Source organism: Streptomyces rubrogriseus, assembly GCF_027947575.1.
GTDB lineage: Bacteria > Actinomycetota > Actinomycetes > Streptomycetales > Streptomycetaceae > Streptomyces > Streptomyces rubrogriseus.
In genome coordinates this window covers 8,036,429-8,051,021 of the sequence record NZ_CP116256.1, presented here as the reverse complement: position 1 = coordinate 8,051,021, position 14,593 = coordinate 8,036,429, and the positions used below count along the sequence as shown (strand labels likewise).

The following is a 14,593-nucleotide window of genomic DNA, read 5'->3' as shown; positions in this document are numbered from 1 at the left end:
CCCGGCGGCCGTCACCAGCCGCCTTCCCCCGGTACCAGCCTCCCGGCCTTGCGGTACTCGCGGCGGGCGCCCTCCAGGAGGTCGTCCGCCGTCACCATGTCGTCGCGCCCGGCGGCGAGGTACGCGGCCGTGACGACCGCACTGCGGATCGAACCGCCGGCCAGCTCGAAGTCCCTCGCCAGCACGCCCGGGTCGATGCCGTCGGAGGACGGGACCCGCGACAGGCTGTGCCGCCACAGCGCCAGGCGCTGCTCGACGTCCGGGAACGGGAAGTCGACGACCAGGTCCAGACGCCGGGTGAACGCCTCGTCGATGTTGGCGCGCAGGTTGGTGGTGAGCAGGGCGATGCCGTCGAAGGACTCCAGCCGCTGGAGCAGGTAGGCGCTCTCCATGTTGGCGTACTTGTCGTGGGCGTCCTTGACCTCGGAGCGCTTGCCGAAGACGGCGTCGGCCTCGTCGAAGAGGAGTACGGCGTCCGTGCGGTCGGCCTCCGCGAAGATCCGCTCCAGGTTCTTCTCGGTCTCGCCGACGTACTTGTCGACGACCGACGACAGCTGGACCACGTACAGGTCGAGGCCCAGGTCGGCGGCGACCACCTCGGCCGACAGCGTCTTGCCGGTGCCGGACTCGCCCGCGAACAGGCCGAGCACCCCCCGGCCGCGGCCGCCGCCCGCGCTGAGCCGCCAGTCGCCCAGGACCCGGTCGCGGTGGCGGGCGCGCAGGGCCAGCTCGCGGAGCTGGACCAGGGGTTTGTGGGGCAGTACCAGGTCCTGCCAGTCCACGTCCGGCCGGATCCGGCGGGCGTGGCTCTCCAGCCCGGAGGCCGACTGACGCCGGGCGGCGAGCCGGACGTGCTCGGCGTCGACCGGGGTGCCGTCGAAGGCGGCGAGGGCCTGGGCGGTGTGCGCGGCCCGCTGGATGCGGTCGCCGCCGAGCCGGTACGGGGCGACGGCCGTGGCCAGGTCGAACCCGTCCGCGTCGGCGCCCAGCGCGGCCCGCCAGACGGCCACGCCACCGGCCCGGCGGCCCGGGGCGTCCAGGACGAGCGGGTTGGCCGGCGCCCAGTGCGGGTCGTAGGGGCGCGGGTCCGTCATCAATACGGTCACGCCGGTCGCGGCGGTCAGCGCCCGCACCAGCGGGCCCGGCTTCTCGGGCAGCCCCGACACCACGAGCGCCCGGCCGCCGAGGCGGGCCTCGCGCAGCAGCTCGGGTACGTGGTCCTCGGGGTCGGTGCAGCGCAGCGCGTCGACGCCCACGGCGTCCAGGACGGTGGAGAGGGCGGCCAGGCCGTCGCCCTCGCGCGGTTCGCGCAGATAGGCGGTGAGCGGGCCGTCCTGCAGCCGGGCGGCCAGGCGCCGGACGAAGACGTCGGCGTCGCCGCCCGCGGCGGGCAGCGGGTCCGGCATCGGGAGCAGCAGGCCGAGGAGCGCGGCGTCCGGCGTGTCGTCGCCGAGGAGGTGGCCGACGAGCCGGTCCGGGACGCGCAGCGAACGGGTCAGGAAGGGGCGCTCGGGTTCCTCGACCTCCAGCAGGCCCAGGGCGCGCAGCGGGGCCGAGGCGTGGAAGCGGGACCGGGCCGCGGCCACGTGCGCGGGCACCCCGCACAGGTCGAGGGCGAGGCCCACGGTGGCGCGGCGGCGGCTCACGTCGTTGTTGAGGTAGCCGTAGAGCGGCTCGAAGGTGCGGTCGACGTCGGGGGCGAGGGCGACGAGCAGGGCGCTTGTGTCCAGCTCGGTCAGCCCTGCCTGCCCGGCCAGCCGGGCCAGCCGGTCCCCGAGGCCGGCCGGAGCGTGGGCGGGGACGGGCCCCCCGGGCACGCCCGCGCCCACACCCGCGGGCTCGGCGTCGGCGGACGGCCAGGTGCGCAGCAGGTGGTGGACGGCCTCGTCGGGCAGGTACAGGCCGCGCAGCGGATCGTCGGCCGTGGGGTCGTCGGCGGTGCGGTGCTCGACCAGCGCGGCCACCCGCTCCCGCAGGAGTTCGAGCCGGGCGAGTAGCGCCCGGCCGGAATCGCCGGGCGGTGCGGCGGCCGGGGCGCCGGTGGTGGAGGCGGGAGCGGGAGCGGGAGTGCGGGTGTCGGCGGTCGTCACTGTCGTCACTGTCGTTTCGTGCGGCCGTCCGTCACGGCCTTGCGGGCCGCGCGGGCCGCCGCCACCTGGTGCGGCCGGTGCGAGCGGCCCTCGGACATCGGCGGGTCGCCCTCGACGCCGCCGATCCGGACCGTCGCGCCCTCGGTGACCGGGGGCCCGGCGTCGTACTCGGGGAAGGCCGGGAAGGGCACGGTGAGCACCAGGTCGAGGGACGGCTTCAGCTCGCCGCCCAGGGCGGACCAGATCTCGGCGAGGGAACGGGACTCGGTCTGGGCGCCGGCCACCGTCATCGGCATCGGGAGCCCCATCGCGCCGAGTGCGCCGGGGAGTTCGTAGGGGGGAAGTTGCTCGCGGGGCAGCAGGGTCGCAAGTACGGCGGACAGCAGCCGGTGTTCGTCCTGCGGGGTCTTCGTCCAGGCGGTCACCAGGTACGACAGCCGGAACCAGCGGGGCGGCTGACGGCGCTTGACGACGATTTCGTCCTGGTCGCGCACCGCCACATGGCCGCGGTGCCGCCGGCTCACGTCCTCGCGGATGTCGTACAAGTAGGCGTTGACGACGGGCGCGTTGCGCCGGGCCGCCCAGTCACGGGTGGGTGCCTCGAAGGCCACGTCGATGCCCGAGTCCGTCAACGCCCCACCCTTGAGGAGGGCCTTGAGGACTTCGTCCACCTCGTGGATCACGCTAGCGCTCCCGCCCTGCCCGCACTCGAGTCCGCGCGGCCCGCCCGCTGCCGCCGGTCACCGGCGCCTGTCACCGATGCTCTCACCGATCGTTCCTCCGGCCCGTCCCGCCCGCACGCGCCCCGGGGACGACGGACGGGCAGGATGCCGTGCCCGCACGGACCGACGGGTCCGCTCTCGATTGCCCGTTCGGTCAGATGTAGCCTTCCCTGAGGGCATAGGCCACGGCGTGGGCGCGGTTGCGCAGATGGAGCCGCGTGGTGAGTCCGTGCATCACGTTCTTGACGGTGCGTTCGGAGTAGGACAACTTGCCGGCGATCTCTCCGGTGTCGAGACCCTCGGCGACCAGCCGCAGGACGTCCACCTCTCGGGGTGCGAGGCCCAGCGAGGGGGCGCCGGGGCGACCCGCCGCGCCTCGGTGCAGCGTGCCCACCTGGCTGATGAGCCGGCCCAGCAGGTCGGCCGGCAGGTCGCCGTCGCCGCGCGAGGCGGCCAGCACGGCCTGCACCAGCCGGTGGGCGGTGGCCTCGTGCCGCCAGACGATGGCGCCGACGCCGCACTCGACGACGTCGAGCAGTTCGCTCTCGCGGATCGCACCGATCACGAGCACGGCGCGCGCGCCCTCGCTGCGCACGATCCGGCGCAGCCGGGTGAGCGCCGCGTCGTCGAGCGCGTCCTCGATGAGCAGGGCCACCGTGCCGGGCCCCGACTCCTCGCGCAGGTCGATCTCCGGGTGCCGGCGCAACTGGCTGACCGCGCCCTCGCGGCTGATCGGGTCCGGAGCGGACACCGCCACCGGGACCCGCCGGTCGGTGACGCCGACCGCTTTGCCCGGCCCGTGCGCGGACGCCGTGGATGTGGCGGATGTGATGGATGTGGTGGTGTTCCGGGGTGAGTTGAGCAACCGTTTCCCCCCTGTTCACGTGCCCGCACTCCGGCACAGGCCGGTAGCGGATGTGCGGGTTCCACACTTATGGGACTGCTGGGACTTCGCAATCGTGGAGCACCACGAGGCACACCACGAGACCAGCGCGACGGACGCCGCGAACGGCCGTCGCGCGGGTGTCCCGGCAGGTCAGAGGGGTCCCGCAAGGTCGCGGGGACCCGTGGAGGCGGCCGCGGGCCACCGTGACCCGCGCCACTTCGCACCACCGTTGACCGCAGTCGTTCGTCTCACACACCGGGGGAGCACCATCCACCACAGGAGGCACCGATGACCGGACCGCTCCGTGAACGCGACGACGCCCACGCGCTGTTGTCCGCCGAGATCGAGCGCGCCCGGGCCGGCACCGGCCGCCTCGTCCTGCTGCGCGGCGCCAGCGGCACCGGACGCACCGCCGTACTGGAGACCGCCGCGCGGCACGCCGAGGACCGTGGCCTGCGGGTGCTGAGCGTGCGCTGCTCGCCCGAGGACACCTCGGTGCCCTTCGCCATGGTCCTCCACCTCCTCGGGCCGGTACCGGAGTTCACGGACATGGCGCCCGGCGGCGACGACCGGGGCAGCGCGGCCCGGCTGTGGCGGCTGCTGCGCTCCTACGCGGCCGAGGGCCCGGTGCTGCTGGCCGTCGACGACGTCCACCTCGCCGACGACTCCTCGCGCCGCTGGCTGACGGAGGCGGCCCGGCACGTCGACCGATTACCAGTACTGCTGGTCGCCACCGAGCGCAGCCAGTACGACGTCGACCCGCGGCCCGCCGGACTCACCCAGGCGCTGTCGCCGTCCCTGGTGCGCACCCACACCCTCGCCCCGCTCAGCGACTCGGCGGCGGCCGGGCTGGTCCGCGAGGCCTTCCCGGACGCGCCCGCGCGCTGGACCGAGGAGTGCGTACGGGCCGGTGCGGGCAGCCCGCTGCTCCTGCACGCCCTGCTGGACGACCTCGGCGGCACCCCGCACCCCGAGGGCGTCCCGCCGGTGCCGGACAGCTGCGCGGCGCTGTACCCCGGGTCCTACCCGGCCGCCGTCTCCTGGTGGCTGAACAGCGCGGGCCCCGCGACGGCCGACGTGGCGCGCTGCCTGGCGGCGCTGGAACAGGCCTGGCCCACCGGCCCGCCGGACCACCGGGCCGCCCTCCGGCATGCCCTCCCGCACCCGAGGGCGTCCGCGCCGGGTGCCGTCTACCGGCAGACCCCGCCGTCGGACGGCGTGTACCGGGAGGCGTCGCCGTTGACCGGTGGGTACGGTCAGGCGCCGCCGTGGGGCGACGCGGACCGGCTGGCCTCGCCGGCGGATGCCGCGTACCCGCGTGAGTCTGCGCCGGGTGCCGACCACCCGAAGGCCCCGCTGTCGGACGGTGCGTACGGGCAGGCGTCGCCGTCGGACGGTGCGTACGGGCAGACACCGCTGTCGGACGGTGCGTACGGTCAGGCGTCGCCGTCGGACGCCGGGGGCCGGTTGCCTTCGCCGTTCGGCACCGCGGACCGGCAGGCGTCTGCGCCGGGTGCCGCGTACCCGCAGGCCCCGCTGTCGGACGGCGCGTACGGACAGACCCCGTCGTCGGACGGTGCGTACCGTCAGGGCGCGGTGTTCGGTGCCGGGCGTCGGCACACCCATGAGACGCCGACGGCGCGGACGCGCAGGCCCCGGGACATCGCGCCGGGCTGCCGGGACGTGTGGAGCGCGGGCCCCGGCGGCGGCGCGGATCCGCGGTCTCCGCTGCCCGGCGGTCCCGGTCCCGGTGCGGAGCTGCCGGAGCACGGCCCCTATCCGCACCCCGACGAGCTCGCCGGACCCGCCGACGGGGCGCCGTACCCGGTCCACGAGCCGTACGACGAGCCCTACGGCGGGCGGCCGGAGTCCGCGCCCCGCGCCGCCTACGGCCGCACCGGACCGCCCGCCCACGCGCCGCACCGGACGACGCTGTGGCGCACCCCGCCCCCGCCCCCGGCGCAGGGTTCGGCCGGGGACCCGGTCGACGTGCTCGCCGAGGCGGCCGGGGCCGACCCCGCGCGGATCGAGGGCTGGCTCGCCGCCATGACGCGGCTCGGTCTGCTGCGCCCCGACGAGGGCGGCCGCCCCGCTACGCGCACCCGTTGCTGCGCGACGCCGTACTGACCGGCTGGCCCCGGCCGCGCCGCGAGGCCGTGCACCGGTCGGCGGCGGAGGCGATGCTGCGCCGCGGCGACCGTGTCGAGGCGGTCGCCCGGCACCTGCTGCGCACCCCGGCCGTCGGCCTGTCCTGGGCGCTGCGCGTCCTGCGCGACGCCGTGACCGTCGCCGTGCACGACGCCCGCCCCGCCGACGCCGTCGGCTATCTGCGCCGGGCGCTGGACGAGCCGGTGTCCGACGATCTCAGGCAGCGGCTGCTGACCGAACTGGGCTCCCTGGAGTACGCGTCGGCCGACACCCCGGCCGCCATCGCCCGGCTCGCCGAGGCCCAGCACCTGCCCGCCGAGCCGCGCAACCGGGTGCGTACCGCCGTCGCCCTCGGCACCGCCCTGGCGGGGCGCGGCGAGATCCGTACGGCGATGGAGGTACTGCGCCGCACCGAGGGCCGGCTGTCCGGCCACCCGGGCCTGGCCCGCACCGTGCAGACCGCCACCGCGCTGCTGTCCGACGAGGACCTGGCGACCCGTCAGGAGGTGTACCGGTGGCTGTCCGAGACCGGCCGGCATTCCCCGGAGCTGGTCGGCACCGCGGGGCAGGCCCTGCTGGTGCGGTACGCGGCGACGGCCGCGCTGATCTCCGCCGACGAGGCGATGGTCCGGGTGCGGGACCTGCTCGCCCAGCCCACCGACCCGCTGGCCGAACCCTTCCTCCTCGGCACGGCCGCCGCGGTCGCCCAGTGGGCCGACGAACTCGACGAGGCCGAACGGCTGGTGGAACGCGGCCTGGCCGGACAGCACCCCGCCCTGCTGCACCCGATGCAGCACGCGCTGCTCAACACCCGCGCCGACATCGTTGCCTCCCGCGGCGACCACGCCCGGCTGCTCGCCCTCGCCGCCGACCGCGGGCCCGGTCCCGGCTCCGGACCCACCAACCGGGACGCCCACGCCCTGATGGCCCTGGTGCACACCGGCCGCACCGACGAGGCCCTGCACTACGCCGACCGGTTCGACCTGCGCGAGGTGCCCGAGAACTGGGAGCTGAACCGCTACCTGTACGCGCGGGGCGTGCTGCGCGCCGCCACCGGCGACCCGGCGGGCGCCCTGCACGACTTCCTGGAGTGCGGGCGCCGCCAGGCGGCCCGGGAGGTGATCAGCCCGGTCGTCACCCCGTGGCGGACCGCCGTCGCCGAATGCCGGCTGGCGCTGGGCGGCGGCCCGGAGGCACTGGCCCTGGCGACGGAGGAACTGCGGCTGGCCCGGGTGTGGAACACCCCGCGCACCGTGGGCCGCGCCCTGCGCGTGCTGGGCACCGCGACCGGCGGGCGCCGCGGCCTGGAGCTGGCCGAGGAGGCCGTACGGACCCTGCGGGACGCGCCCGCCGACACCGACATGGAGCTGATCCCCGCGCTGCTCGCCCAGGGCCGCCAGCTCCTCGGCGCGGGCGAGCGCGGACGCGCCCGGGCCCGGCTGCGCGAGGCGGCGGAACTGGCCGAACGCAAGGGCGCTCTGCGCTGGCTCACCCTGGCCGGGCAGGCCCTGCGCGAGGGCGGCGCCCGCGGCCCGGTGGCGTCCCGCACCGGCGCCGACGCACTGACCGGCAGCGAGCGCCGGATCGCCGAACTGGCCGCCGACGGCCGCACCAACACCGAGATCGCCGACCTGCTGCACCTCGCCCGGCGCACCGTGGAGACCCACCTGACCAGTACCTACCGCAAGCTGCGGATACGGCGCAGGACGGAGCTGCCGGCCGCCCTGGAGCGCGGCGGGCGCCGGGAACGGGAGCCGCGCCCCGACACCCGGTGCTGAGGTCCGCCGGTGACCCGCGCGGTCCTCACAGGTCGCGCAGCAGCCGCCCGATCTCCATCTGCTCCGTCTCCAGCGGGTCGCCGTCCTCGACGTTCCACAGGCTGTTCTGCAGTACGCGGCCCAGCGACCAGGCGCGGGCCCGCTCCCGGTCGAGCCCGAGGACGTCGGTCATGGCGTCGAAACGCCACCGGGTCTCGCCCGGCTCGTAGCGGTTGTCCAGGGCGGGCAGCAGGTCGAACCCCGGGTCGCCGGCCAGCGGCTTGGGGTCGATGGCGATCCAGGGGGCGCGGTCCGCGGCGAGGACGTTCTCGTAGTGCAGGTCCCAGTGCAGCAGCCGGTCGCCCGGCTCGTCGGCGACCTCCCGCACAGCGGCGGCGCAGTCGGCGACCAGCCGCCGGTCGGCCGGGTCGGGGATGCGCTCCAGGGTCGCGGGCGTCCGCTCCAGCATGCCGCGCGCGATGTCGCCGAGTCGGCGCATGCCGGGCGGTGCCGGGGTCGCGGTGAGGTGCGCGAGGAGGCGGGCGACGACCAGGACGGCCTCGCGGGAGTCCGCGACGTGGCTGAGCATGCGGCCGGCGTCCAGGCGCTCCAGGAGCATCGTGCCGGTGGCCGGGTCGTGGTCGAGCAGCCGTACCGCGCCGTCCCCGTCCCACACCCGCAGGGCGATCGGCTCGCCCTCGGACTCGGCGTCGGCGATCTGGAGCTTCAGCACCGCCTCGGTGCCGTCGCCGCGCACGACCGGCAGCACCAGCGCCGCCCACCCGTGCATCGACGGCCCGTCGAGCCGCAGCTCCCACCGCTCCAGGAACCCGGCCGCCAGCGCGGGCAGCCCCTCGACGAAGGCGCGCCCGGCCGCTCCGTTGTACTTCGCCTGCGCGGTCGCGAGTCCCTCGGGCACATCGATCACAGCACCGGACGCTACCGGCGGGCGCCCGCGCGGTCACGCGGATTTCCGCCGCACCTCACCTCACCGGCTCCGGCACCGGACGTTCGGCCGGGGTGCCGTGCTTCGGCGCCTTGGCCGTCACCATCACCCCCGCGACCACCCCCGCCAGCAGCATGACCCCGGCCGCCACCCAGATGGCGACCGTGTAGCCGTGCACGATGCCCTCCCGCACGATCAGCTCCCGTTGCGCGGGGTTCTTCAGATGCGCGGCGATCCACGACGCGCTCGTGCTGGTCGCGATGGTGTTGAGCAGCGCCGTGCCGATCGAGCCGCCCACCTGCTGCGAGGTGTTGACCGTCGCCGAGGTCACGCCGGAGTCCTTCGGGGCGACCCCGGCGGTGGCCGTGGAGAACACCGGCATGAAGGTCAGGCCCATGCCGAGGCCCATCAGGAGCAGCGCCGGGAGGATCTCGGAGACGTACTCCGAGTGCACGGTCATCCGCGTGAGGATCACCATGCCGCCGGAGGCGAGGAGCATGCCGGGGACCATCAGCATGCGCGGGCCCACGTGCGGCAGCAGCCGGGCCGAGATCTGCGTGGAGCCCACGACGATCGCGGCGGTCAGCGGAAGGAACGCCAGGCCGGTGCGCACGGGGGAGTAGCCGAGGATGACCTGGAGGTAGTAGGTCATGAACAGGAACAGCCCGAACATGCCGATGACCGCCAGCATCATCGTCAGGAAGCAGCCCGCGCGGTTGCGTTCCCGGATGACGTGCAGCGGCAGCAGGGGCGTCGGCGCCCGGGTCTGCCACCACACGAAGGCGGCCAGGAGGACCACGGCCAGGCCGAACAGGGCCAGCACCAGCGGGTCGGTCCAGCCGCGGGGCTGGGCCTCGCTGAAGCCGTAGACGAGGGCGACGAGACCGCCGCAGCCGAGGACCACGCCGGGCACGTCGAGCCGGGCGTCGGCGTGGCCGGGCCGGTCGTGCAGCAGGGCGAACGCCCCGATCACGGCGATGACGGCGATGGGGATGTTGACGTACAGGCACCAGCGCCAGTTCAGGTACTCGGTGAGCACCCCGCCGACGATGAAGCCGATCGCGGAGCCGCTGCCGGCCAGCGCGCCGTAGATGCCGAAGGCCTTCCCGCGCTCCCTCGGGTCGGTGAAGGTCGTCGTCAGCAGGGACAGCGCGGACGGCGCGAGGACGGCGGCGAAGACGCCCTGGAGGGCGCGGGCGCCGAAGAGCATCGCCGAGGTGGTGGCGGCGCCGCCGATCGCGGAGGCGGCGGCGAAGCCGATCAGCCCGATGACGAAGGTGCGTTTGCGCCCCACCAGGTCCGCCACCCGCCCGCCGAGCAGCAGCAGGCCGCCGAAGGCGAGGGTGTACGCGGTGATCACCCACTGGCGGTTGGCGTCGGACATGTCCAGGTCGCGCTGTGCCGAGGGCAGCGCGATGTTCACGATCGTCGCGTCGAGGACGACCATCAGCTGGGCCAGGGCGATCACCACCAGTGCCCACCAGCGATGGGTATCGGCCTCCGCGGGCGCGGCGGGTCCGCCTGTCCGACCTGTCCGGGAGCCACTCATTTCGCCAGAAGACCACGATTCGGGAGGTGTCGCATCCTGTTGCCCGAGCCGCCGGTCGGGTCGCCGCGCCGGCCGCCGGTCACGGTTCGAGGACCACCTTCCCGGTGGTTCCCCGGTTCTCCAGGGCGCGGTGCGCGGCGGCGGCTTCGGCGAGCGGGAAGCGCCGCACGGCCGGGACGAGCCGGCCCTCGGCGGCCTCGGCGAGGGCGCGCAGTTCGAGGGTGCGTACGGGGTTGGCACCGCCGGCCCGCTCCATCATGACCGGGCCGAGGACCTGCTGGGAGACGCCGTCGACGAAGTACGGGGTGCCGTCGTGCAGGCCCTTGCCCGACCAGCCGAAGACCAGGTGGCGGCCGCCCGGACCGAGCAGGGCGACCGCCTCGCGGGCGACGTCCCCGCCGACGCCGTCGAAGACGACGGTGGCCTCCGTGCCGCCCAGGTGGGCGCGGACCTTCGCCGGCCACTGGGGGTCCAGGTAGTCGACGGCGAGATCGGCGCCGTTCGCGGCGACGAGCGCGGTCTTGTCCGGGCCGCCCGCGAGGCCGACCACCGTGGCACCGGCGTTCTTCGCGTACTGCACCAGCAGCGTGCCGATGCCGCCCGCGGCGGCCGGGACCACGGCCACCGAGCCGGGCCCGAGGTCGGCGAACTGGAGGATGCCCATAGCCGTACGCCCCGTGCCGATCATGGCGACGGCCTCGGCGAAGTCCAGGTTCGCGGGGATCTCGTGGACGCGGGCGAGGTCCGTGACGGCGAGTGCGGCGTAGCCCCCCGGGGCGAAGCCGAGGTGGGCGACGACGCGCCTGCCCAGCCAGCTCTCCGGCGCGCCCTCCCCGAGGGCGTCGACGAGGCCGGCGACCTCGCGGCCGGGGATCGTGGGCAGCTCCGGAAGCGTGGGCGAGGGCCCCTGGACGCCCTCGCGCAGGGCGGTGTCCAGGAGATGGACGCCCGCCGCGCGGACGGCGACCCGGACCTGGCCGGGGCCGGGCGCCGGGTCCTCGACCTCCTCCAGGACGAGGTTCCCGGCCGGGCCGAAGGAGTGCAGTCGGATGGCGTGCATGGCGGACCCCCAGGGTGAGGAGCGGAGCTGTTCCTGGCCCCACTCAACGACCTCAAGCACGCTTGAGGTCAAGCTCGCGCCGCCCGAGGGCGAGGGAGACCGCGGTCAGCGCGCTGTTGAAGGAGACCTCGGAGAGCAGACCGGGCGAGGCGACCTGGTCACCGGCGAGGTAGACGCCGTCGCCGCGGTCGACGGCCGGCCGGTCGCGCCAGGTGGTTCCCGGCAGGTCGACGGCGCCGGTACGGCCGTTCGCGACCGCCTCGCGCCGCCAGGTCAGCCGCTCGCGCCAGCCGGGGAAGCCCAGGTCGAGCAGGTGCTCGGCGCGTGCGGTGCCGTCCGCCTTCGACTCGTGCGGCGCGATGGGGATCTGCCCCTGGATCAGCTGCTCGCCCGCCGGCGCGAGCGTGCGGTCCTGCGCCGTGAACCGCTCGATCCACCCCGGCGCGTCCAGGTCGGAGACGGCGAAGGCGTCGCCGCGCCGGGTCCGTACGGCCAGGTCGACCAGGGTGGTGCGGCCGCTCGGCCAGGTCAGCGCGGGGTCGTCCAGCAGCCGGCGGGCCGCGTCGAGGGACGTGGCGACGATGACGGGGGCGTCGGTGGGCAGCGTGTCCACGCGGGAGACCGTCTCCATCCGGACCCCGAGGTTCCAGGCCAGGGCGGCCATCCGGTCCACCACCCCGGCCCAGCCGCCGCGCGGGTAGTGCGCCTCGGGCGGCAGCTTGGCGGCCCGGCGCAGCCGCTCCTGCACGAAGGCCGCGGACAGCGACCCCGGATCGTGGTGGAAGAGGGCGACCGCGCAGTAGTGGGCGGCGGCCCGGGCCCCCTCCTCGCCCGCGATCCCGGTCGCCCAGGTCAGGAAGTCGACGTCGACCGGCGCCGGTCCCACCCCCCGGCGCAGCAGTTTCAGCATGGCGAACGGCGGGGTGCGGCGCAGCGCCCCCTTGTGCCGCAGCCGCAGCCGGGCCGCCTCCAGCGGCGGGATGGGCGCGAGCGGACCGATCAGGTCGCGCCGGCGCAGCCAGGCCCAGTGCGGGCCGCCGTTGTAGAGGGCGTGCGGGCCGTCGTTGGTCCGGTAGGGGCCGTCGGCCGTCCGGGCCCGCCCGCCGAGCGTGTGGTGGGCCTCGTGGACGGTGACCTTGGCGCCCGCCTCGGCGGCGGTGATGGCCGCGGTCAGTCCGGCGAAGCCGCCGCCGATGACGGTGATGCGATGCATGGCTCGGGTTCTCCCTCGGTTCGGGGTCGCGGTCGGGTCGCCTGGCACGGCGCCTGTCTGCCCGTACGACGGCCGAGGGGGTGCCGGATGTGACATCCGGCCGGAGGAAGGGAGATTTCCGCAGGCCGGAGGGGGATGTCAGTGGCGGGGTGCAGCATGTCCCCATGGCGAGGAGAACGGCGGGAACGGCGGGCGGGCGCGGCACGACGACGGTACGAGCGGCGAGACGCCCGGAGCTGCGCCTGCCGCCGCTCACGCCGTTCGAGGACGACGGCGGCCTGGAGCCGGACGGGGACTACGACGCGCTGGACTTCCGGGAGACGGACCTGACCGGCCACGACGGCGCGGGCGCCCGCTTCATGGACTGCGCGCTGACCGGCTGCGCGCTGGACGAGGCGTCACTGCGCGCCGCGCGGCTGCTCGACACCCGCCTCACCGGCGTCCGCGGCGTCGGCACCAACCTCGCGGAGGCGACGCTGCGCGACGTGGAGCTGCTCGACGCCCGCCTCGGCGGCACCCAGCTGCACGGCGCCGTACTGGAGCGGGTCCTGATCCGCGGCGGCAAGATCGACTACCTCAATCTGCGCCGGGCCCGCCTCAAGGACGTCGTCTTCGAGAGCTGCGTGCTGGTCGAGCCGGACTTCGGGGGCGCCCGCCTTGAGCGGGTCGAGTTCGTGGACTGCGCCCTGAAGCAGGCGGACCTCAGCGCGGTCACCCTCACCGACGTCGACCTGCGCGGCGCCGCCCCACTGGACCTCTCCCGCGGCGTGGACCGCCTCTCGGGCGCGGTGATCAGCCCCACCCAACTCCTCGACCTGGCCCCGGTCCTGGCGGCGGAGCTGGGGGTGCGGGTGCTGGGGGAGGAGTAGTACGCCGCGGGCCCGCTACGGGATCCGCGGGAAGCGGGCCTGCAGGGACCAGACGGCCGGGTTGTCCGCGAGGTCGTCGTGGAGGTCGGTGAGGTCGGCGAGCAGGTCGTGGAGGAAGTCCCGGGCCTCGCGGCGCAGTTCGGTGTGGGAGAAGGAGAGCGGGGGCTCGTCCGCCGGGAGCCACTCCGCCTCGATGTCGACCCAGCCGAAGCGGCGCTCGAAGAGCAGGCGGTCGGTGGACTCGGTGAAGTCCAGCTCCGCCCGCTGCGGCCGGGCGGCCCGGGAGCCCGCCGGGTCCCGGTCGACCTGCTCGACGATGTCGCACAGCGCCCAGGCGAAGTCGAGCACCGGTACCCATCCCCAGGCTGTGGACAGCTCCCGGTCCGCCTTGGTGTCGGCGAGGTACACGTCCCCGCAGAACAGGTCGTGGCGCAGCGCGTGGACGTCCGCGCGGCGGTAGTCCGTCTGCGGCGGGTCCGGGAAGCGGGTGGAGAGGGCGTAGCCGATGTCGAGCACGCAGGCGATGGTGTCACGGACGGGGGCGCGGAGACGGACGGGGGCGCGGAGACGGACGGGTCCGCGTCCGCGACCACGGCCGCGGGCCGTGACGGGGCCGACCGCGGCGCGAGCACCGGCCTTTCCACCCGGCACCCCCCGGCTCACCGGGCTCCTGGGGGCCGGGCCGCCGGGGGCGGCCGAGTGGCCGGGGCCCGCTGGGCTCAGTCCGGTGCCGTGGCGCGGCGGACCGCGTCGCGGAGCAGGGCGCGACGGCGTTCGTGCACGTCGTCGGGCTCGTCGGCGGTCGCCGCGTAGACGTTGCTGACCGGTGACCAGGCCATGGACATGGCGATGACGAGGGCCAGCACGTCGAACGGATCGCCCGGCCGCACCCGGCCCGCCGCCTGCGCCTCGGCGACGGCCCGCAGCTTGGCGTCGTCGCGGCGGTCGGCGTCGTCGACCAGGTGCCCCGCCGGACGCCGCTCCAGCCGCGCCCAGGTGGCCAGCCGGATCAGGTCGGGGCGGCGCAGGTACTCGTCGTAGAGGCGCACGGCCCAGTCCGCGAGGTCGCCGGCGTCGATCGGTACGACGTTCACGATGCGGTCCAGCGAGCCGAAGAAGATCGCGTCGAACAGCCCGTCCTTGCTGCCGAAGTACGCGTAGAGCTGGGCCTTGTTGGTGCGGGCGGCGGCCACGATCCGCTCGACGCGTGCCCCGGCGATCCCGTGCTCGGCGAACTCCCGGGTCGCGACGTCCAGGATGCGCCGGTGGGTGGCGGCGCCGCGGGAGGTCAGGGGCTGGTCGGGGGTGCGGTCGGGCATCTCCGCAGGATATCCCACGCTCAAACAGAACAGT

10 protein-coding genes and 1 pseudogene are annotated in these 14,593 nt (G+C 75.4%); 2 read left to right on the top strand and 9 right to left on the bottom strand.

The genetic code is table 11. The features are described 5' to 3' along the window. Window positions 1-11 precede the first annotated feature (11 nt). From Sru02f_RS36300 to Sru02f_RS36290, 3 genes are all read right to left on the bottom strand, one after another. Window positions 12-2,090, bottom strand: coding sequence for an ATP-binding protein (locus Sru02f_RS36300; RefSeq protein ID WP_109035234.1), 2,079 nt, complete (start codon window positions 2,088-2,090; stop codon window positions 12-14). A gap of 5 nt (window positions 2,091-2,095) precedes the next feature. Further along, window positions 2,096-2,773, bottom strand: a complete 678-nt coding sequence (locus Sru02f_RS36295) for a DUF4255 domain-containing protein (protein ID WP_109035236.1) — start codon at window positions 2,771-2,773, stop codon at window positions 2,096-2,098. 193 nt (window positions 2,774-2,966) lie between these two features. Further along, a complete protein-coding gene (locus Sru02f_RS36290) occupies window positions 2,967-3,677 on the bottom strand; it encodes a helix-turn-helix transcriptional regulator (protein WP_109035238.1) in 711 nt (236 codons plus the stop codon). A gap of 309 nt (window positions 3,678-3,986) precedes the next feature. Here Sru02f_RS36290 and Sru02f_RS36285 point away from each other — a divergent pair. Next, window positions 3,987-7,624: pseudogene (locus Sru02f_RS36285) on the top strand (AAA family ATPase). A gap of 25 nt (window positions 7,625-7,649) precedes the next feature. On the opposite strand, the gene Sru02f_RS36280 reads toward Sru02f_RS36285, so the two are convergent. From Sru02f_RS36280 to Sru02f_RS36265, 4 genes are all read right to left on the bottom strand, one after another. Beyond that, the gene (locus tag Sru02f_RS36280; protein ID WP_164279063.1) at window positions 7,650-8,531 is read right to left on the bottom strand and encodes an aminoglycoside phosphotransferase family protein; all 882 of its coding nucleotides are present in this window, start codon (window positions 8,529-8,531) and stop codon (window positions 7,650-7,652) included. Between the two features lie 55 nt (window positions 8,532-8,586). Further along, entirely contained in the window at window positions 8,587-10,098 is a 1,512-nt protein-coding gene (locus Sru02f_RS36275; RefSeq protein WP_109035242.1) for an MFS transporter, read from the bottom strand. A gap of 79 nt (window positions 10,099-10,177) precedes the next feature. Next, complete coding sequence (locus Sru02f_RS36270; RefSeq protein WP_109035244.1) at window positions 10,178-11,158, bottom strand: zinc-binding dehydrogenase; 981 nt, start codon at window positions 11,156-11,158, stop codon at window positions 10,178-10,180. Window positions 11,159-11,210: 52 nt separating this feature from the next. After that, a complete protein-coding gene (locus tag Sru02f_RS36265; RefSeq protein ID WP_109035246.1) occupies window positions 11,211-12,371 on the bottom strand; it encodes an NAD(P)-binding protein in 1,161 nt (386 codons plus the stop codon). Window positions 12,372-12,535: 164 nt separating this feature from the next. Here Sru02f_RS36265 and Sru02f_RS36260 point away from each other — a divergent pair, with 164 nt between their 5' ends. Continuing rightward, window positions 12,536-13,240 carry a pentapeptide repeat-containing protein gene (locus Sru02f_RS36260; RefSeq protein WP_167469787.1) on the top strand — a complete coding sequence of 235 codons (705 nt, stop codon included), beginning with the start codon at window positions 12,536-12,538 and terminating at the stop codon, window positions 13,238-13,240. Window positions 13,241-13,255: 15 nt separating this feature from the next. Here the strand turns inward: Sru02f_RS36260 and Sru02f_RS36255 are convergent, their stop codons facing one another. Next, entirely contained in the window at window positions 13,256-13,756 is a 501-nt protein-coding gene (locus Sru02f_RS36255; RefSeq protein ID WP_109035812.1) for a hypothetical protein, read from the bottom strand. A gap of 203 nt (window positions 13,757-13,959) precedes the next feature. Beyond that, window positions 13,960-14,559: a TetR family transcriptional regulator gene (locus Sru02f_RS36250; RefSeq protein WP_109035250.1), complete on the bottom strand. Its 600-nt coding sequence runs from the start codon at window positions 14,557-14,559 to the stop codon at window positions 13,960-13,962. Window positions 14,560-14,593 lie beyond the last annotated feature (34 nt).